The sequence below is a fragment of the Paenibacillus sp. J31P190 genome (assembly GCF_059692075.1).
Window position 1 is genome coordinate 24,858 of the sequence record NZ_JCAUAS010000023.1, and the last position, 20,617, is coordinate 45,474.

Genomic DNA, 20,617 nt, shown 5'->3' on the forward strand with positions numbered 1-20,617 from the left:
CGTCCGCTTTCAGGATGATCCAAATCGGAACCAACCAAAATCGAAATGGCTTCCCGGTAGAAATAGAAAGGTTACTTTTTGGAGGCCTGTTATTTTCTCCAATTCAAATATCCGCTCTTCGTAACCATCGGACTGTGTAAACTCGATGAGTTGATTTTCCTCACCTTCCGGATTAGCGAAACGAATATGAATGGTATTTTTATCAAGAACTGATCGGCCATAGACGACAAGCTGCGTTGCCCCTAGGCTTGTAAAATCCATTTGGTCGAATTCCAAGAAAACATTATTTCCTATCCCTTCAACGCTGGCTTCCGAGATCGTAAACGTATCGCCATAAATGCGATCGCATTCCGTGGCGTAATTTTTCTCGAAGACTCTGTTCTGCTTTTGGAACGAAAAGCCCTTGATGTGTACCTTCTTCTGAAGGACGAAGCAAATGGAAGTGATCCCGCAAAGACGCTTAGATAACCGATAAGTTTCTTCTTGATACACATTCCACTTGGACGGTTTCTGATAGATGACATCCGCAAGGAGTACACTGCCCGCTTCATCCGGCATGCCTTCCCAAATTTGCAGGGAATACTCTTCGCTGGACAAGGCGAAAATCGGAATCGTAATGAGATCGGACCCGTGCGTTCCGAAATCAATATCACGGAACCCGACTTCAGTTTCACCGTCCCGGCTTGTAGCTACGCCTCTTTCGTTCCCGTTTCCAACCTCCCCTTTACTGTAATCAAAAAGACCGGCAGAGATAAATCCATAAGGATCCTTGTAAGCTGTGCCGAGTCCGACTGCTTTAAATTCCAGTTGGGAGATGAGCTTCGTCTTGTTCGTACCGTTCTTACTCATACAACGTACCCGGAATTCGCCATCACCCCATGCGGTGATTCTCGCTTTTTGGCCAAATGATTCCACTTTCGCAAGATTGGAGGCAATTCCCGTATCATTTACAACACTCCACTCGACCTCTTGATAGGAGGCATCTGCGGGGTATAGGCAGGCTTGCAGCGTCATCTCTTTTCTCGATTCGTTGAACATCTGTCCGGACGGGCTTACGATTTCAATCTTGCGTAATGGGATTTCATCTACGGTTCCCATGATCAGCGGCAGCTCTTGATTCTTGGTATGGGCGGAAACCCCAGCTAAGGATGTTACTTCCCATAACGGAAGAACATCAAATTCCACCGTCTGACTCTCCAAACCGACGGAAGAAACCACAACCCGAATTTTGCCGGGCTCCAGGGTAGCCCCGATGATCGCCATAAGTTTGCCGCTGAATAGTCTTCTGCTTTTCCCTTTATATGGATCATAGTCGGTACTATCGCCATTATCCAAACCAAGCAAACGGCCTGCCCCCGTCGCCTCAACACGAACCCGATTGCTTGCATTCTCCACCGGATTACCATCTGAATCTTCCATGTAGATTTCCAGGAAGATCAAGTCCGTACCATCGGCCATCAGGCTCTCTTTATCCGGCAGCAGACAAATCTTCTTCGCATCTCCAAAGGACCTTCTTATATCCGTCGCAATGACACGGCCTGTTTCATCATAGGCTATTGCTTTCAATTCCCCTGTTTCATAAGGAAGCTTCCACCAGCCGACCAGCTGGGTTCCATGCTTATGATCGATATCAAAGGTTCCCACGATAGCGCCACTCAATTGCAATTCGATTTTCGGCGCATTCGAGCATACTCGAACATCGATCAATTGGCCCGGATTAAAGTCCCAATAGGGAAAAATATGGACCATCGGATTCGTCTTGTAGTCAGTCCATGCCGATTGGTAGATGTAATACGAATCTTTCTTGAATGTAGCCGTATCCATCTGTCCGAGATAGGAGTTCTTGGTATGATAAGGCGTCGGTTCCCCAATATAATCGAAGCCGGTCCAGATGAATTGTCCTAGAGAGAAAGGCGCGTCTCTTTCAGCGATAATACAGGCCTCGACGGACTTGGCTCCCCAGCTCGTCGCACTATTTCCCAGAGCCGAGCACTGCTCGTCGTCATCGGCAAGAATGGACTTCTCGAACGGGAATCGATAAATGCCTCTGCTTTGAACGAGAGAGGCCGTCTCGCTGCCGTAAATAATCCAATCGGGATGCTCCTCATGGTGCTTATGGTAATATTTCTCCGCGTAGTTGTAGCCGGCAACCTTCACGATATCCGCACATTTTTGCGCATTCTCCCAAGGCATATAATTGGAACCGATGGTCACTTTGCCGTTCTGCTTCGGATCATATTTCAGCACTTCATCCATAAGCATTCGAGTAATTTCTTGCCCTCTTGCATCTGCATGAGTGTCGTAAATCTCATTCCCGATACTCCACATCATCAGGCTCGGATGATTCCGATCCCGCTTGACCCAGCTTTTCACATCGGCCTTAGCCCAATCCTTAAAAAATCTTGCATAATCGTACGGAGTTTTGGATCTTTCCCACATATCGAACGCTTCAGAGACGACTAGAAACCCCATCTCATCCGCAAGATCCATAAGCTCTACCGCAGGCATATTGTGAGCGGTTCGAATGGCGTTAACGCCCATTTCTTTCAATATCCGAAGCCTTCTTCTCAGTGCTTCTTTATGGAAGGCGGCTCCAAGCGCTCCCAGATCGTGGTGCTCGCAAACCCCGTTCAATTTCATTCTTATGCCGTTCAAATAGAAGCCCAGCTGAGGGTCAAGCTTGATCTCACGAAGCCCGAGATTCTGAGTGATGCTCTCTACGACTATGACTTCCCGCTCCTCTGCAGCACGCTGCAATTGGGTGACAAGCTGATACAGATGCGGCTCAGCCATGCTCCATAAATGAGGGCGATCTATCGTTAGCTTCTGTCGATGAAGAAAGCCGCCTGCAACAATCTTATCTGTCGCAGTTGCAACAAGTTCCCCCTTGTACAGGATCGTATGCGAGATTTGGGCGTCCTCATGGAGGTTCAATTCAGTCTCGACTTCTACCTCCCAACTGTCGTCGACCCTTTTTGCAGCAGCATAAATTCCATCTGTTACAATGTGATTGCAGTCTCTTGTCTTTAGCCACACGTTGCGGTAGATGCCGGCCCCCGAATACCACCGGCTATTCGGACTTTGGTGGACGACCTTCACCACGATTTCATTATCCCCGTCTACGATCGCATCTGTGATCTCGTGTTCGAAGGATGAATATCCGTACTTCCACTCTCCTATAAACTGCTGATTCACATAAACGGATGAGTCCATATAGACTCCATCGAAGCTTATTAGAATTTGCCGATCCGCTTCTTTGGCACATGTAAATCTCTTCCTGTACCAGCCGATACTATTTTCATACAAATTCAAAGAATCGTAGATCAGCCAATCATGAGGGAGATCTACCGGCTCAAATGTCAAACTTGCGCCATCCGTCACATCCAGACTGCTCTTGGCAAATTCCCATCTACTATTAAACAGTGTCTTCTTATTCATCGTTTACTCCCACGCTCCAAGGTATCCTGAAATATGTAAAAAGACTTATCAGACCTAAAAGAATCTTGATCCTTTCGTTGTTTCATATATAGATGACTTGGGCTAACGCCACCAGTAATTTTCATATTTAAAATTCAGGATCTACGACAATGTCTATGGTCGCAGATCCTATAAGAGTACTATTGGTTATGATTAGTATCCAAGCTTGCTCTTCGTCTTGTTAAAAATATCATTTGCCATTTTGATATAGCGGGAAGCGCCGAGCGCTTCAACCTGAGCCACATAGGCATTCCAATCGTTTGCAATGTTAGCTTGGCCAGTGACGAACTTCAGGGTCATCGTATCCACATAATCCATCAGCGGCTTCGAGATCAGGTTCATTTGTTCGCTTTCGTCCGGGGTACCCATGATTGGCGGAGCTAGCGTTCTCGGTTTACGATGAGTCTGAATGCGGCTGAGGTAGTCTTTCTCGCCTTCGGTCATTTTGGACATCCGCAGTTTAGTGGAACCACCGTACGCGAAGTTACCTCCGCCGAAGCCGAAGTCGACGTTTAATTTTTTCGTTGCTGTCGGGTTCATGCCGTTAAAGGAGATGTCCGGTTTGAGCGTAATGTTGCCGCTCGCATCCTTCGTATAGGTCTCGCCTTCGACGCCCCACAAACTGAGCGTTTGGCCTTCGTCCGAATACCACAGCCAGTCAACAAAGCGAAGCATTTTGATAAAATTGTCCTTGCCGAGCTTCTTGAGCGCATTCTGGCTGATCATAACTCCGTTCTCGAGACGGGACGTTTCGATTTGAAGCATCCCTTTCGGACCGCCCGGTTGAACGATCATATACAGATCAGTGTTCGGCACCTGCATCTTGGTCTTGGAGTCGGCAAGTATCTGGTAGTTGGCGTTCATGACATAAGTATCGCCTTTATAGAACTTAGCTTGTGCGGTTTTATCGTCTTGGGTGAAGGACTCCGGATCGAGCAGCCCCTCTTTGACCAGCTTGTTTAAAAACGTCACATATTCCTTGAACTCATTGGTCGAATTGGCGAATTCGAACTGTTTCGTCTGTTCGTTGAAGCGCGTACCGTTGGCAACTCCCCAACCGCCGGTTACGCCGTATTGAGCTGCCGTAATATTCAGCGTCGATTTTCCGGTGAATTCATCGGACATTACGTACTTCGCGCCGGTAAACTCTTTCACTTTCTTGAGGGCTTGATAAAAGTCTTCATAAGTCCATTTGCCTTCCTGACCCTTTACGTCGACTCCCGCTTTTTCGAAAATGTCTTTCCGAATCATGTAGGAGTAGCCTGCACCCGGCGATTCCCACAGCCCTGGCAGCACGTAATATTTCCCGTCCGATTTCAGCTTCTGCTGCAGGTCTCTTTCCATTCCCCAAGCTTTTACAGCCTTCTGATAGTTCGGCATGTACTGTACCCAATCGCTGATCGGTACAATTTGGCCTCCGGCTACGTAAGCTGATTCGTCATATGTTTTGGGAATAATGAAGGGAGCGTCGCCGCTGTTGACTAAGAGCGACTTCTTGTTTTCGTATTCGGTAGCAGCCACTACGTTTACGTCAAACGATACGTTTGTTTTTTCTGTGATCGCGCTCCAGAGCCGCCATTCCTTCTTATACGGGTAGGTAGGTTGATCGCTGAACATGATCGAGTAGTTCACAGGCTCATTCGAACGGAACGTTTGGCCTTCACCAAACGTGTAATTCTGTGGTGCTGCGGAGCTCGTGCCTGGGGAAGCGCTGCTGGACGATTCTTTCGTGTCGCTATTCGTACATGCTGTCATGCCTACGGCCATCATGACCGCCAATGCGACCCCTATTGCTTTTGCAGATCTTTTCATTCAGTGCCACCCTTTCAAATGTGTTTATTTTATATAACAGAAACGCTGCCATGTAGATGCCTATTAGAACAGCCCGCGATTGCAGCCTTTCCGAAACAAACATAACGCGATTACCCTTTTACGGAACCAATCATCATGCCTTGCACAAAATACTTCTGCACGAAAGGATAGAGACAAATAATCGGCAAAGAGGTCAACACCATGGCGGTGGATTTAATGGTTGCCGCGATCTGAGCGGTCGCATCGCTGCTGAGTCCGGCTTCAGTCGGATTAATCGCGCTGTCGATAATCTGCCGCAAATAGAGGGCGATCGGCCATTTATCCTTCGATTCCAGGTAGAGCGACGGACCAAACCAGTTGTTCCAGATGGAGACCATGCTGAACAATACCATCGTGGCCAGGATCGGTTTGGAGAGCGGAAGCGTAATCCTTAGGAAGATGCGGTAGACGCCTAGGCCGTCGACCTTAGCCGCTTCTTCCAATTCGTTCGGCAAGCCTGCAAAGAAGGTCTTCATCAGGATGACATTGAAGGCGCTGATGGCGCCGGGTATGATAATGGCCCAGATGGTATCCCTCATGTGCAGCGTTTTGGCGACCAAGATATAGTTCGGGATCAGCCCACCGCCAAAATACATCGTGAACAAGACAAAAGGGATAAAGAATTTGTTAAGACGCAACCTATCCTTCGACAACGGGTAAGACATAACGGCCGTCGCCGCTACGGATATCACCGTGCCTACAATGGCATACAGGATCGTATTGCCATAATATTTGAAGAATTCAGGTCTGCTTAGCACAGCTCGGTACGTTTGGTCCGTAAAGTCAACGGGGAATACGGTGACCTTCCCTGCATATACGGCAGCCTCTGAGCTGAACGACTGAGCGACTAGATATAAGAACGGATACAAAGTCATGACGACGACAAGGGCCATGATGAATCCGTTAAAAATCTGAAACATACGGTAGGACGCTGACTCCTTCATCTGAACTACTCCTTTCTACCACAAGCTCGAATTCGTTGTTTTCTTGGAAATGTAGTTCGCCGACGTGACCAGAATAAGACCGATGACGCCTTCGAACAGACCAACTGCAGTCGCATAACTGAAGTTCCCACCGGTGATCCCCATCCGGTAGACATAAGTGGAGATTACATCTGCTGACTCATAGGTTAATGGATTGTACAAGAGCAGGATTTTCTCAAAATTCGCTCCTAATATGCCGCCAATATCGAGAATGAGCAGCGTCATGATCGTCGGCAAAATACCTGGAATCGTAATGTGCCATGCTAGCCGTAACCGATTAGCCCCATCCACTTTGGCCGACTCGTACAAATCCGTATTGATGCTGGTCATCGCCGCTAAATAGAGAATGGTGCCCCAACCGAGCCCTTGCCAAATACCGGACGTTACATAAATCGTCGGGAACCATTGCGGTAAGGAAATGAAAGCAATTTTCCCCAAACCCAGATTGGTGAGCAATGTGTTAATCGGCCCGGACATGGATAGCAATTCCTTGGTCATGCCCGCGACGATGACCATGGAGATAAAGTGAGGCAGATACGATACGGTCTGGACGAATTTCTTGATGCGAATCCGCCGCAGTTCATTCAGCAATAACGCAAAAATCAAAGTAAGCGGGAAACGAATGACTAAATACAAGACACTTAAATATAAATCGTTGCGGAAGGCTCTCCAAAAGGAGGGATCCTTCATGAACATGGTAAAGTAAGATAATCCCACCCATTCCGTCCCAAATAAGTTTGTTCCGCCTCTATACTTACGGAAAGCGATTACATTACCAAGCATAGGAACGTACTTGAAAATGATAAAGTAAATAACGGGAATAAGTAGAAAGGAATACAACTTCCACTCCTTCCTGACATGTCTTAGAAGAGGGGTCTGTAAAACCGCCTTATTCGCAACTGACATATAATCACCCACCACTTTCTATTGGCAAATTGTCTCCTAATCATATACCCCAAAAATCTTCGAAATTGCGCTTAATCACTAGTCACCTGAATTCTTATGCGCTTTCAGAAAGCGCATACAAGACACTTTAAAAAAACCGGTTAAGTTACCTATATCATTGAGGGTCCTCCTTACTAGTTAGTCACAATATCATTTCAAATACTCTTCTTTTAGAAGTCAATGCGAATTATGGGGAGTCCGAAGGTTTAAATACAAGCAGCACATCAATTGCCGTTCCCCTCGTTATTAGAGTCAATATAACCTGTAATTATTAAATAACAATCTCGCAAATTAGAACGGTATTCTTTGAAGTATGAGCACCATCTAATTAATATTATTTTACAAAATGGCCTATTTTTTTACCATAGAAGAATACAAGAATACTTGTAATTATTAAATATCTTTTAAGAGCCTTATGGGCATGTTATGATGGACACAGTGCCTCCTTTTCCCGATAAAGGAAGCGATCCTGAATAATACAGGAGCTGATCTTTGCCATGGACTTCGAGCAGTTCGAATCAATTGTCCCCGAGGTTTTCTTATTCGTCGACCGACGCTGTTTTCCCGAATGGGAAATCATCCGACAAGAAATCGATTTTCATGACCTGACATTCATCGTCGAAGGAAAAGCGAATTATTTTGTTAACGGCGAGAAAATCACGGTGGAAGCGGGGGATATGCTTTACATTCCCCAGGGAAGTATCCGCGAGGCGCATACCTTCAAAGATGATCCCATGCATTCCTACGCCTTCAACTTTACTCTGTTGCAGCCCTCCGATAAAATCAGATTTCCGTTCGAAATCGTAACCAAAAATCGAATCTCAAGCGAAATCTTAAACTACATCCTTGAATTTAATCGCGTTTGGAGTGGCATGCAGCCTGGATATCGGATGTTTGCGAGGGGCATCTTTCATTTGATTCTCCATCGATTGCTGACAATTTCCTTTCATCATTCCCCGAACTCCCACTCTGATATCCGGATCGATAAGGTCAAGGAGTTCATCATCGATCACTACTCGAATGAGCTGGATTTGGCGACTGTCGCCAAGGTAGTCAATCTGCACCCTGTGTATCTCGGCAAGCTCTTCAAAACCAGCACGAGCTTCAGCGTCAAACATTTCATCAACATCATTCGGGTCAACAACGCGGAAATGATGCTGTCCGGCGGCGGGTTTTCCGTCTCGGAAGTAGCGGAACGCTGCGGGTACAAAGACAACTGCTATTTCAGCAATGTATTTAGATCCATTAAAGGCTATCCTCCGTCAAAGGCGAGCATGCAAAAAAGAACCTCAGAATGAACCGGGGTTGTGGAATAATAATCAAATTGTTCATTTGTGAACCTAAGTTGTAAAGGAGTAAGCTGTCACTGATTGATTAAAATTTGCTAATGCGCGGATTCGACGGTTGCCTTCCAATGGCATATGTCCAAGCAAGAACTATGTACCGAACATATATTTATACCGTAGTGATAATTCACTGAGAGGAATGAGTAGTTGGGATATCGCGAAATAGATGCTACTACAGACCGTTTTTTTTGGCTGCGTCCAACTCCATATGTGTCCAAGCATTATTTATAAATTTGAATATTATATATTAAGCCCACCAGCTACTCATCTCATGTTTCACCTTCTTACCATAAAAAGTCACCCGAGATTAATATTAAGGGTGGCTTTTTTATGATTTGAGGAGGTACTTCATCATTTCAGTCCGATAAGTGCCAAAAGGACAGATAGGACAGTGGGTTTTGATTTCTTCGAAACAGATCGAGCCCACTTCCAGGCGTTACTTTCAATCTCTTTGAGCTCCTGATTGTGTTCTCTTATCTTTTCCTCAAAAAAATATGGATAATTGTGCATGGTGTGTACCTCCAATTCCTTGAAAAGCTGACTTGCCTTCTCATTGAGCTCATTATAATAAAAAAAGTATGACAACAGTCTGTCATACTTGAAGATATCGATTTAACATTTTTTCAATCTTATCTTTGAGCAATTGCCTTAACGCGAGTGGTTCAAGAACCTCCACATCATCACCAAAGCTTAAAATCGTTTCAACTAACCATTCAACTTCAGAAGGATTGATAATGGTAACCGTAAGCGTACCATCTTCATTGAAATATTTATCCTCCGCATAAAAACAATCCAGGGCATGTGCCAAGGATCTGCCTGAGAAATGAAGAACAGCACCCTCGATTTCTTCTTTCTGATAGTCCAAAGAAATATCTTGTAGTAGTGTTGGGTGACTACGCTGGTATAATTCAGGCAAGCTAACCAAATCTAACATTCTTGTAAGTTTAAATACGCGATAATCGTTACGAGCCCTACAGTACCCATGTAAATACCAAGAATAATATTTAAACAGAAGGCTGACTGGTTCAACGATCCTATTGGCTCTCTCATTCTTAGAATTCATGTATTCAAATCGAATGACATGGCGAGCCGTTATGGCTGCTCGAAGTGTATGGAGAGTTGCGTTGTTGGCTCGCCAGCTTCCAAGATCCATGGTCAAGCTTGGCATCTTATCGCTTTGAATGGTCTGAAGCCTATGCATAGTCTCCGTTACTCGGTCATCCTTAAACACCGTTGCCGTGCTGTGAAGTAGCGTGATTAATGACTCAATGTCGCTTGCGTGCAATAAACTTTTATCCATTTTATATTCTTTAATAATCCCATATCCGCCATTGACGCCTTGAAAGGATACAACAGGGATTCCAGCCGCACAAATAGCCTCTATATCACGGTAAATGGTTCGTTGGGATACATGATATTTGCTCGCAAGCTCTGAAGCAGAAATGACTTCGTTATTTAAGAGTGCATAAGTAATCGATATTAACCGTTCTAGTTTCATCATTATCACCCATTAAGTTTCTATAGAAATGCTGCCCGTTACTTCAATGAGAAAGAGGAGCTGCTTCGCTGCAAGCTCCTCCAATCGTCTCTCTTGTTAAGTCAGGAAAACCTTCTTTTTACTTCTTCTAATATTCGATCAAGTATGGGATCTGTATGTGTAGAACCTGTACTACTCATTCAGCCGTTGTACCTGATCTACCCATTGCATAAACGATTGTACATAGCGCTGCAGATATTTGCGGGTCGTTTCATCTATGAGCTTGCGAGTATCTGAATCAATTTTATCCAAAACTTGAGATATATACATTTTTTGAGACGGCATAACATATGACTGGGTGGCATCCAACGTTTGCCTAATTTGCTGCTGCGACAGAATCGTTCCTTTTACGCCAGGCGTTGCACCTATCACACCTGCAGGCTTATGAATTAGGACGGCTGTTTTGGTTGGAGTCGATGCCCAGTCCAGTGCATTTTTCAGTACTCCCGGTATTCCTGAGTTATACTCAGGGCTAACGATGATGATGCCATCCGTCTTTTGAATCGCCTCACGATAATGCATAACTGGGTCTGGCCCTTCTCCATGATCCAAATCTGCGTTATACAAGGGAAGATTCTCAATCGATATGTATTCATATTTCGCGGAATCTACGAGTTCAGGGATCGTATTCGCAATCATTTGATTAAACGAATTTTCCCTTAAGCTACCAACAATAATTCCTATTCTTTTCAAATTAGCCAACCTCCTCAAGAATTTAGAAGCCATTCTCATTCAATCATATAATATTTTCTTCATTTTGTCTGGAATGGCTTTAGTTTAAAGGCCTGTTGACAAAAAAAAGGCCCCTAAACCGGAAGCCTACCATTGGTGTTATTGAACAAACGTTATCCGCTTAAAATTTTCGCGTTTATTGATTGATGAGTTGAGGAAAAGAAACAGTTTTTGTTTGAATATCCAACATTCGAGTTCGTACATCGTTTTTTGAAACGAAAATAGCATCACCATTCTCATCAAAGCAGTATGCAATTGGTATAGATACATCACTACCGCTGAATGAGCCGTCGGCGTGACTCGTACCAACAATCATAGATTTATATGTAACAGCAATCTTTTTTGCTTCATTTATCCATTCGTCGAACTGTTCCTCACTGAACATTCCTACACCGATTGGATGTACAATAATGTCAACAGCAAGAGCATCTTCATTCTTCACTCCTTGTTTGACCAATTCATCACATAGTATGTGTCCTATCTTTAGACCCTCTACCGACTTAAAAGTCGTCCGGCTGTACTTAATCCGATCCAAAACGATTTCACCAGAGCGGTTAATAATTATGGCTCTATCCTTTGGATTGTCGTTTAGCCTTCTATATCCTCCAATTAATATCTTGTTATAATTCTTTGCTAAAATACATGCTTGTTCCACATTTTCATTCAAATAACCTTCTGGAAAGATTACAACATCAGCGAAAGGATTATTTCGCAGTTCAGTCTCAAGTTGAACTATGTTCTTCTCTAATTTTGGTTGGATGATTAGAAATTTCATATGAACCCCCTAAAATAACACGTTGAATATATTCCAATCCGTCCATATTCGTCGATCGGTGCTCCTATGGCAAGTAGTGGCTTCTTTGACTTGTGTATTAAAGCCCCGACTTCTTGCGCACCGGGTATAACATCGTAAAGTCGAATGTTTCGATTTCCGTGTAAGGGATAGTGAGAGCGTTCAACGGTTCAAATGGAACCGTCTCCATCCCGAATACTCCTTCACGCCGATCCAGCTCATAATCGGGCGACTGCTCTAGCCACGCAAACATCGCATCATATACTCGCCACATGTGCCCCTCATTCCCGTATACGCGGGCGCTCGCACAGAGCCCTCCGCATACCTCCAGAGTCTCAATGCCATCCGGTACATCTCCGAACTCGTGAACCGCTAGTCCGACCCAGAGCGTATCGACTTGCTTGCTCCATTGCTCCTGTGGAATGAACACATACGCAGAGGGCCCATCAGTTAGTCTCGCATCCTTAAGGAGGACCTGCGCTGTAAGCGTGCTCCACGCCACCCGTGTCCCGCTCTTGTCAGGTGTCATCCCTGTCCGTACTGCCAATGCCTTGAAAGGCGCCACTTCAACTAACTCAACAGCTATCGTCTTCTGCAAAATACCCTCTCCTCTCTTAACCATTATCCATGATGACATCCTGCTAAATATATTTCACGATTTTCCATAAAAAACCTTTTTTACAAATAAGATTAGACTATCCTGCCCGTTCAAACAGGCCACCGAGTTTATCACGGCAGCCTAATTTATCGCTCATCCCCTGAATTGTAAAGCTACTTAAATACTTAATTTTTCTTTTTTTAAATGTTCAAGCATTGTGAAAATGGCTATTTTAATACAAAAAGAGGAGTTGCCGCTAAGCAACTCCTCCGGATATACGCGACTTTTGCCGTTATATCTACGCTTAAAAGGTAAATACATGATTACCAATAGTAATCTTGGCAGTTCTTTTTTTGCTCCAAGATGCCTGGGCAATATCAGGATTGTAAAAATATAGTGCTCCAGTTGTTGGATCCAAACCGTTCAAAGCGGCCATTGCCGCGCGGTAGGCCGACAAATTTGGTTTAAGGTTAAACTGGCCATCTTCAACGGCTGAAAATTGACCTGGCTGATGAATAACCTCAGTGATGGAATCAGGAAATTTCTCGGACTGAACTCGATTAAGAACGACAGCTCCCACGGCAACTTGTCCTAAAAAGGACTCCCCTCGAGCTTCGGAATGAATGATTCGCGCCATTTCGTCCAGAACCGACTGTTTGGGTGAAATCGTTTTATTTAGTTTAGAAAGAGTTAGGGAATCGGCTTCACCATCAACTGACAAGCCATAACTGGCTTGAAATTTCTTTACCGCATTCTTAGTCTGGATACCGTAATAACCGGTAATTCCTGTTTTAAAGTAACCCAGTGCGCTTAATCGTTCTTGCAAATCCAGTACTTGGTCACTTTGTGTGCCCTGACCTAACGATTGCGCACTGACCGGTGCGGCCATCCCCATTACACCAAGGGAACAGACGCAGATAAGAGCCTGTAGTTTCTTCTTCATGTTTCAAGATAACCTCCTCTTCCTTTTACGCGCTGCACAGGCAACGACATGCAGCATTACAAATTTAGGGGTGTTGATCCGACTCAAGATGTCGCCTTACACGCTCGAAAATAGGGAACAGCACCAGGCTGTCCCTATAAACTTCGGAAGAAACACCTGTTAAGGGTCGCAAATCACAAAATGGAGCAATGCTAATAAGGCAGCTATCTCCATTTTCGTTTCTGATTAGCGTAATGATGTAGTTTCCTCTGCGCTCTGTTTTGTCTGTAAAGGCATGTTTTACGAGAAAAGCCCTAATCCCTCATCAAGTCCCAACATTATGTTCATACATTGAATTGCTGCTCCCGATGAACCCTTCCCGAGGTTGTCCAGTCTGCATGCGACAAGAACTTGATCGTCATTTCCTAGGACAAAAATCTCAGAATAATTGGTTCCGTTACATAGTGTCGGATCAAGAGCATATTGGGAAATTCCCCTAGTATCATCAAGCGGGATGACTCTTACAAACGTTTCTCCTTGATAATAATCTGTGAGGACAGCATGAATTTCCTGAAGGCTAGGTTGATTAATAAGCAGACGAGTAACCAAAGGAACCGTCACAACCATACCATTGTAAAAGTTGCAAATAGTCGGGAGGAATACAGGTTGGAACTCAAGATCTGTAAATTTCTTCATTTCAGGTAAATGCTTATGATCCAGCTTTAAACTATAGTGCTGTGGGTGCCTTAGGCTGTCGTTTACATCACTAAAACTACCTGTCTCGTATTGTTCAATTAATGCCTTGCCCCCACCACTATAACCCGTTAATGAGTGGCAACAAACCGGATAACCACGTGGAAGGATTCCCCTTTGGACAAGTGGATTAATCGCAAGCACAAATGCAGTAGCATGGCAACCTGGCACTGACACACGAGCTGCGTTGGCTATCTCATCCCTTTGTAATGCCGATAATTCTGGCAAGCCATAGGTCCACAAATCATTGGTACGAAAAGCCGTACTGCTATCAATAACTCGAGTATTAGGATTCATAATGAGTGTTAAGGCCTCTCGAGCAGCCTGGTCTGGTAGACACAAGAATACAATATCTGCTTCATTCATTAACTTTATTCGGATCTCGGGTTCCTTCTTATGCTCCTCCGAAATCAAAAGAAGTTCCACATCGTTTCGTTGGTTAAGTCTTTCATGTATTTTTAGTCCCGTCGTCCCGTATTGGCCATCTACAAATACTTTCATAGCATATACCTCCGTACTCATAATGAATAATTATACGAAACAACGCATTTATATACAATATATTATTCCCTTTAAAAGAAAATTTCTATCGAAAGAAACCACTCAATTGTTAGGAGTGGCTTTGTCTTTTTATGCTGATATAAAATTTGTGGTCAAACTGTTGCTGCGCTATCCTGCCCTTTTTAATACCGCGGTCCTATATGGATAACTGGCTGCCCTTCTCCAGACGCAATATTTGCTTTTCGCCGATATCAGCCAAATTGCGGAACTCATTGATTGTTTCGCGCATTTTTGGCAGAGCCTCCTGTTTATAGGTACTAATCGAGTCCAGAGCAGAAATTACATCTGTAAATGCTTGTTTTAGAGTATCAACTGAAATGTTGGATTCAATTGATTTCTTATGAATTTCGGCTCCCTGTTCGTTCAGCATACGCGAAGTAGCAGTTATTAGATTGCTAGTTACTTTGTTCAAGAGCTCAACTTTTTTCAAAGCGATATTTTGATTGTACAGGGCGCTGGCAACCATGACAGATATCTTCAATGCGGAAATCGTTACGGTCTTTGAGCGATCGACAACACGCATCATCTGCCTATTGTTCCGTATAACCAGTTCCATTGCCATAATGCCCTGTTGGTTTACAACCAACATCTCTTGCAAGTCCATAACCCTCTGCCTTAAAGGGAAGAGGATTTCCTCCGTAATAAACCGAATCTTTTCTGGATCTTCATTCCGTATCTTTGCTGTTTCGATTTGTACCTCAATGGATTCATCCATCAGTGCTCCAAGCTGAATTTCCTTTCTAAGTTTCTTGGATAATTCACGCAAAGATTGTTGTTCGAACTCCAGTGTGGTGTTGTCATTCTTGAGTGTGGACTTTCCCTTATCTAAAGAAACGATGATATCTGCAATGATGCCATCTGCCTTTTCATATTTAAGGAAGTAGCTCCGAATAGGGCTGAAGAACTTACCAAGGATGCCGGTTTTGGCAAAATCAACGAGGCTAGGATCCAAATCTTTGATTTGTGTGTGCAGGTCTGCTAATCCCTTGGCTACTTGCCCGCCATCTTCGCCAGCTTTTGAAAGATTACCGACCGACACTTGCAGTAACGCATTTTTAGAGGAAGACAATTTCATTGTATCTACACCGAATGTATCGATCGATTGTAGAATTTCCCTCCGTTTCTCGAGCGAATCAAGTTCCAATGACATGATTGTAGCTACATTAGAGTCAGCAATCTCTTTCAACTTGGCGATTTCCTCGGGAACCGGCTTAATCTCATGTTCGATCACTGCTTTAATTTCTTCAGGATTGGCTATTTCCAATGTGAATGACATGTGAATCCCCCCTCGATTTGAATTACATTTGGACGTTGAACAGGTTGCCGAGTTTATACACCACATCGTCAGTGTCTGCATTGATGCTTGCAGCTTCGTTGATACTAGAAATGCTTTCGAGGGCTTTGATGTTTGCGTTATAGCCGATCGTATAGATGGGGACTTTATAGATTTCGACTAATCCCTTTATGTCCTTGAGAGAATGCCCTTCGTTTGTCTCGCCATCGCTCAAAACAAAAATGATTGGCTTCATATTCGGATTAACAGCCATTTCGTCTTGAATCATCTTTAGGGCTACAATAATACCGTCAAAGGTTGCCGTTCCACCACTCGCCTGGAGGCTGTTGACCGCACCGACGAACATGGACTGCTGATTTGTGTCGTACTTCGCGATCGGGAGTTTGATTGTTACACCACTGGAGTAGGAAACCAAGCCGATGCTGTTGTCTTTGCCCAAGTATTTCTGCCCCTTGAATAAGGACTCCTTGAGTCGATTGAGCGGCGCCCCCGCCATGCTTCCCGAAACATCCGTTACAAATACCGCGACAATTGGTTTGGTGCCATTCTTCTTTTCTTTCCATACTTTTTGAGCAGAAGCTAGAAGATTACCATCAACAGGTGCGAGTTCAGACTTGTAATCTTCGAGGCCGTTAAAGCCCTTTTCTTTCGCTGTTTTTTGGTATTTCTCTTGTGTTACGAATTCAGCAAATTTCTTTATTACATCGAGTTTATTCTGTGGCAGGTCCCCTAATGCATAGAGTGGGCTATCATGCCTAACGCCAAATGGTGTGAACACATAGCTACCTTTAAGGTCTACTGCGTTGACATATGTCTGATACTCCAAGACAAACCCGTCTAGAGCGCCAGACTTGGCAGCTTCACGCATTTGGATTGTTGTGGACGCGGTGAACGGTACATTGGATTGGAAATTCTCGAATCCTTTAACCGCTTTCTCCCCCAATATGTTGGAGCTGTCGAAGGTGTTCAGAGCAGTAACGAGAAAGTTCAGACCAGTAGAGCTGGCGAATGGATCGGTATATCCCATTGCGAACTCGTTATTGGAAATCGCTTCTGTGATGGTTTTGATATTCACTGACCCGTACTTCTCTACCAGAGCATCATGTTTTGCCTTTGAAATGACGATCCCCGGCACGTTTCCTACTAAACGCTTCGTAATTAGCTGAGTCTTGATACCATTTGCCTTTACGATTTCTCCCCATAACTCGTTGGATGGAGTGAAGGCGTCAGGAATGTATTTACGGGATTTGATATAGTCCGTCGCAGTACCAGAAGCAATATTACGTATCTTCACGGAAGCTGGTTTGCCGTTTACTTCAATCTTGGCTTGATTGAACTCCGTTGCCACTTCGGTTAACCAACCATCAACGCCGGTTCCCGACTTTTCTGTAGAGGAGAAGATCTCAACAAAATTATCCGTTGTACTTCCCACTGTTATTGGAAACTTCGAGATATCCGGAAGCGTTTCAGCTACATCAACCGGATTAAGGTCTATCTGTCCCTTTACAGGCTTATCCGTGGCAATAGATATATCGGAGTAAAGTTCGGATAAACGTTCCCCAGCATTTTCTGCTGCGACTTGACTACTTGATTTCCCAAGATTTGCAGTCAGTTTTACACCTGCATACACAAGTCCGAATGCTAATACAATGATAATACCCGATAGGAGGAACAAACCTCTCTTATTTTTCATCGAAGTCACCTCTTATTCCTTATAGTGTTTTGTTTGTTTTATCAACGAGTCTATTTCTTGCATGCACGGCATCTGTTCTATGTCAGCAAGTTCTAAACTGTCCAATCGTGAGATTTCCATTAAAAGTTTGTCTATTTTCAACAAAATTTCTTCGTTTGTACCGAGAGAATCTTTAACGAATGATAGGAACTCGTTATACACCATCATCTTTTCTGCGATGAGATCCGAAGGTAACCTCGACGATTCCTTGAGCATCACAATCTTGTACTCGTTCTCATCGAATACATGCATTCTGCCCAGTATGCTGCGAATGTTGAGATAGAACAAATTCTCTACTTCTTGCGACACGGAAGTGAATTTCTTATAAGTGAGTTCATTAGGATCAAACCTTTGATTTAAAAGTCCTAACAGGGTCTCCATTCTTTTTCTAAGGCGCTCTAGCTGCCGAAGGGCTAGCCCAATATCGCTCTGCAAAGTTTTGACTCCTTTATAATGAGTAAGGGCATCTATATATTCATTGTGAGTCCTGATTTCTTTCACTGGTTTAACTGACGGTAGCTTGAATATCAACACGTTGGTCGCGTACGATAGAGCGAGGATACTGGCAAAAATTATTGTCACACCTGAAGCAGTTTCAAGAGCGCTACCGCCGATCTCTATCCCTATAATCCCCGGTGAAAGGACCGCAATATTAAAAACCACTATACCTAAAATGATTACGACAAGTTTTAAATGATTTTTGCTTAGCAATTCTTACACCCCCTCGTTTCGAATTACGATTAATTTGCTTCTCCCGCCTCGATTACTACCTATATATATTAGCGTCATGTGCTCACATGATCATTTCGAACCGTTTTGTGCTGATTATCAACGGTATACCATTCGGACTCATACCTTCTATAGCTGCTGCAGATGTATCCTTGCACGGTGTTAGTTGACAAATATGTTTTGAAGTCTAAAAATCCAGCAAACTCAGGGATTTGCTGGATTGTTTCTAAAAAATAAATTATAAATAAAGTGTACTTCCTACAATTTAACAAACCAATAAGGAGCAGCTGCCGATGCAAAACTGCTCCTTATTCATTAAATTAAAGTTCTTAGCTGAACGGAAACTGTTTTTATTAATTCAGAGAACAAGGATGTTGACTGACATAATGTAAAATTTCCGTTTCATTCAATGAAGCTAAAATTTATACAATGGAACAAACTCATTATACTATATATTAACATTATTTACCATTTGTATCCAATATATATTTACTGTTCTATCTATTTTTCTTTACTTTAATAGATAAAAAAGGAGCTGCCGCGAAGCAAGCCCTTCAACTATAATCTTTCGTAAACGGAATCGCTATTTTTCGAGTATTACGAGAGAATGAACTGTATTCACTCCTCCACCTCCCATAGAACTCTGACTTACTACTTTCCATCCCTGGGATAACAATTCATTTAATTCTTCTAAATTATTTCTTTTGTCGGTCAAGTAACTAACAATTATTGCTTTTTGCATAATACACTCACAACTCCCTTTTAAACATATCTTAATGAAGCTATAGATCTCTGTTAGGGTGATATATTTTGTATAGCTTCAAACAAAAAAGATTGGATATTCTCAACATTTTTATCTATGGGTATAATAGTATCCAAAATTAATTCTCCATCAAAAAACTCTTGACCCAAATCCTTATAGTGTTCTTTTAGCTCAGATAAATTAGTTATTAATTGGTTAGGTAATGGATTGATGCTTCGTTTATCAAGTCTTTCTGACCAGGTTGATTCATCACTGCAGATACAATGTATCAAAAAGCGAAAAAGAACATCGAAGCAGATTTTGTTTCTTGAACCGTGCTCTTTAACGAAAACAGCAACAGAATCGTAAATATCATCCTTATGCAACACGGGTACTTTGAGTCTCTTACCCCAAGTTTTTAATCTATATCTTATTTCAGCTTCCTTGAAAAAGACTCCAAAAAATGGAAAAAAGTTCAAAATCAGTTGAATAAAAGCTAATAAAAAATACTTTTTGCAATTAAATATTTCTTTTCGAATTAGTTCCCTATTGGGAATCATACCCACTTACTAATTGAAAATATTTTTAGACTTCAACTCACTCATGAGTATATGGATGTTAATAGTAAAGAGTGAATTTCCTTGACATCAGAGTGCTTTATAGTATTATAAAAATAATCGAATATGTTGATTTTTCTTATCAAGAGTAGGTGGAGGGACTAGCCCGATGAAACCCGGCAACCGACAAACCTTTGTTAATCAAAGGAATGCACGGTGCTAATTCTTGCGGAAACGCTGTGCAAAGCGAATCTGGGAGATAAGAGTGAGGATATGACTTTGAGTTCTTATGACCTTTCTCTGATTCTAGAGAAGGTCATTTTTGCTTTCATGAACTAATTTAACTTGTTTAAAGGAGGGACAGGATGCCGTTCACGATTTCTAACAATTTTACGATGGATGAAACTGTTGAGTATCACCAGGATATCCATCCCCTTCGTAGTGCATTGCTAAAATTGAAAAATTCGACGATTGGTCTTGAATCCTTGCAGCAGTGCAAGATTACCCGCATAGAATGTTTTCGATTTGACAATGAGCTTACAGAGAAGCTGCAACTTGGAGACAAGACAGATATCTGCGGGCTAATTGCTATTACCACAACTACAGGAGCAGTTGGCTTAAGGGATTTTGCGATCCCTTGTAAAACCCTGAAGTGCGATTTAACTATGTGGGTTGCTCTTTTTCAGCGAATGAAAGGTCTGACTTTAATGGAATGTATGAACTACACTCAAGTAAACCAAGAGGCATGGGGACCCGTGAGATTAGAATTAATTGAGTCGGCATTAATGGATCTAATAGGAAAAGTTGTACTGACATTAAAAGACAACAAGGATAAAAGATACATTTGGGATCGAGCATACTTATTTGACCATACGCAAGCGTACATCTCATTTTAAGAAAAACATAATCATTTCAACCAAAAAATAAAATAAACCTAGATATATCAATTTATTGATTCCTCTAGGTTTATTCATAAGGTCTCATAGGGTCAAGGATTGGATTACTCCCTCCCGTTTTGTTTGACAATCATTTTGTATTTGAAATGTACAGTTTCACCTACGGTCG

16 protein-coding genes and 1 riboswitch are annotated in these 20,617 nt (G+C 43.0%); of the genes, 2 read left to right on the forward strand and 14 right to left on the reverse strand.

Going from position 1 to position 20,617, the window contains the following annotated elements; all coding sequences use genetic code 11:
• Positions 1-9 precede the first annotated feature (9 nt).
• The 4 genes from AC58U0_RS29315 to AC58U0_RS29330 all read right to left on the reverse strand — a co-directional run bounded on the left by AC58U0_RS29315 (position 10) and on the right by AC58U0_RS29330 (position 7,217).
• The gene (locus AC58U0_RS29315; protein WP_497382371.1) at positions 10-3,438 is read right to left on the reverse strand and encodes a glycoside hydrolase family 2 TIM barrel-domain containing protein; all 3,429 of its coding nucleotides are present in this window, start codon (positions 3,436-3,438) and stop codon (positions 10-12) included.
• A gap of 192 nt (positions 3,439-3,630) precedes the next feature.
• On the reverse strand, positions 3,631-5,289 hold the full coding sequence (locus AC58U0_RS29320; protein WP_497382372.1) for an ABC transporter substrate-binding protein: 1,659 nt from the start codon (positions 5,287-5,289) through the stop codon (positions 3,631-3,633).
• Between the two features lie 110 nt (positions 5,290-5,399).
• The gene (locus AC58U0_RS29325; protein ID WP_497382373.1) at positions 5,400-6,272 is read right to left on the reverse strand and encodes a carbohydrate ABC transporter permease; all 873 of its coding nucleotides are present in this window, start codon (positions 6,270-6,272) and stop codon (positions 5,400-5,402) included.
• A 15-nt stretch (positions 6,273-6,287) separates the two neighbouring features.
• Entirely contained in the window at positions 6,288-7,217 is a 930-nt protein-coding gene (locus tag AC58U0_RS29330; RefSeq protein WP_497382374.1) for an ABC transporter permease, read from the reverse strand.
• A 536-nt stretch (positions 7,218-7,753) separates the two neighbouring features.
• Between AC58U0_RS29330 and AC58U0_RS29335 the strand changes: the two genes are divergently transcribed.
• A complete protein-coding gene (locus AC58U0_RS29335; RefSeq protein WP_497382375.1) occupies positions 7,754-8,554 on the forward strand; it encodes a helix-turn-helix domain-containing protein in 801 nt (266 codons plus the stop codon).
• 640 nt (positions 8,555-9,194) lie between these two features.
• Here AC58U0_RS29335 and AC58U0_RS29340 read toward each other — a convergent pair.
• The 10 genes from AC58U0_RS29340 to AC58U0_RS29385 form a co-directional block, all read right to left on the reverse strand.
• Positions 9,195-10,100, reverse strand: a complete 906-nt coding sequence (locus AC58U0_RS29340; protein ID WP_497382376.1) for a helix-turn-helix transcriptional regulator — start codon at positions 10,098-10,100, stop codon at positions 9,195-9,197.
• Between the two features lie 171 nt (positions 10,101-10,271).
• On the reverse strand, positions 10,272-10,832 hold the full coding sequence (locus AC58U0_RS29345; RefSeq protein ID WP_497382377.1) for an NADPH-dependent FMN reductase: 561 nt from the start codon (positions 10,830-10,832) through the stop codon (positions 10,272-10,274).
• Between the two features lie 175 nt (positions 10,833-11,007).
• Positions 11,008-11,646, reverse strand: a complete 639-nt coding sequence (locus AC58U0_RS29350; RefSeq protein ID WP_497382378.1) for a hypothetical protein — start codon at positions 11,644-11,646, stop codon at positions 11,008-11,010.
• A 97-nt stretch (positions 11,647-11,743) separates the two neighbouring features.
• The gene (locus tag AC58U0_RS29355; RefSeq protein WP_497382379.1) at positions 11,744-12,262 is read right to left on the reverse strand and encodes a GyrI-like domain-containing protein; all 519 of its coding nucleotides are present in this window, start codon (positions 12,260-12,262) and stop codon (positions 11,744-11,746) included.
• A gap of 304 nt (positions 12,263-12,566) precedes the next feature.
• Positions 12,567-13,205, reverse strand: a complete 639-nt coding sequence (locus tag AC58U0_RS29360) for a cell wall hydrolase (RefSeq protein WP_497382380.1) — start codon at positions 13,203-13,205, stop codon at positions 12,567-12,569.
• Positions 13,206-13,484: 279 nt separating this feature from the next.
• On the reverse strand, positions 13,485-14,438 hold the full coding sequence (argC, locus tag AC58U0_RS29365) for an N-acetyl-gamma-glutamyl-phosphate reductase (protein ID WP_497382381.1): 954 nt from the start codon (positions 14,436-14,438) through the stop codon (positions 13,485-13,487).
• 196 nt (positions 14,439-14,634) lie between these two features.
• Positions 14,635-15,774, reverse strand: a complete 1,140-nt coding sequence (locus AC58U0_RS29370; protein ID WP_497382382.1) for a toxic anion resistance protein — start codon at positions 15,772-15,774, stop codon at positions 14,635-14,637.
• A 22-nt stretch (positions 15,775-15,796) separates the two neighbouring features.
• A complete protein-coding gene (locus AC58U0_RS29375) occupies positions 15,797-17,485 on the reverse strand; it encodes a vWA domain-containing protein (protein WP_497382383.1) in 1,689 nt (562 codons plus the stop codon).
• A 12-nt stretch (positions 17,486-17,497) separates the two neighbouring features.
• Positions 17,498-18,235, reverse strand: coding sequence for a hypothetical protein (locus tag AC58U0_RS29380; protein ID WP_497382384.1), 738 nt, complete (start codon positions 18,233-18,235; stop codon positions 17,498-17,500).
• Positions 18,236-19,048: 813 nt separating this feature from the next.
• The gene (locus AC58U0_RS29385) at positions 19,049-19,555 is read right to left on the reverse strand and encodes a hypothetical protein (RefSeq protein WP_497382385.1); all 507 of its coding nucleotides are present in this window, start codon (positions 19,553-19,555) and stop codon (positions 19,049-19,051) included.
• A gap of 133 nt (positions 19,556-19,688) precedes the next feature.
• Positions 19,689-19,818: riboswitch (SAM riboswitch) on the forward strand.
• A 99-nt stretch (positions 19,819-19,917) separates the two neighbouring features.
• Between AC58U0_RS29385 and AC58U0_RS29390 the strand changes: the two genes are divergently transcribed.
• Positions 19,918-20,448, forward strand: a complete 531-nt coding sequence (locus AC58U0_RS29390) for a hypothetical protein (RefSeq protein WP_497382386.1) — start codon at positions 19,918-19,920, stop codon at positions 20,446-20,448.
• Positions 20,449-20,617: the final 169 nt, after the last annotated feature.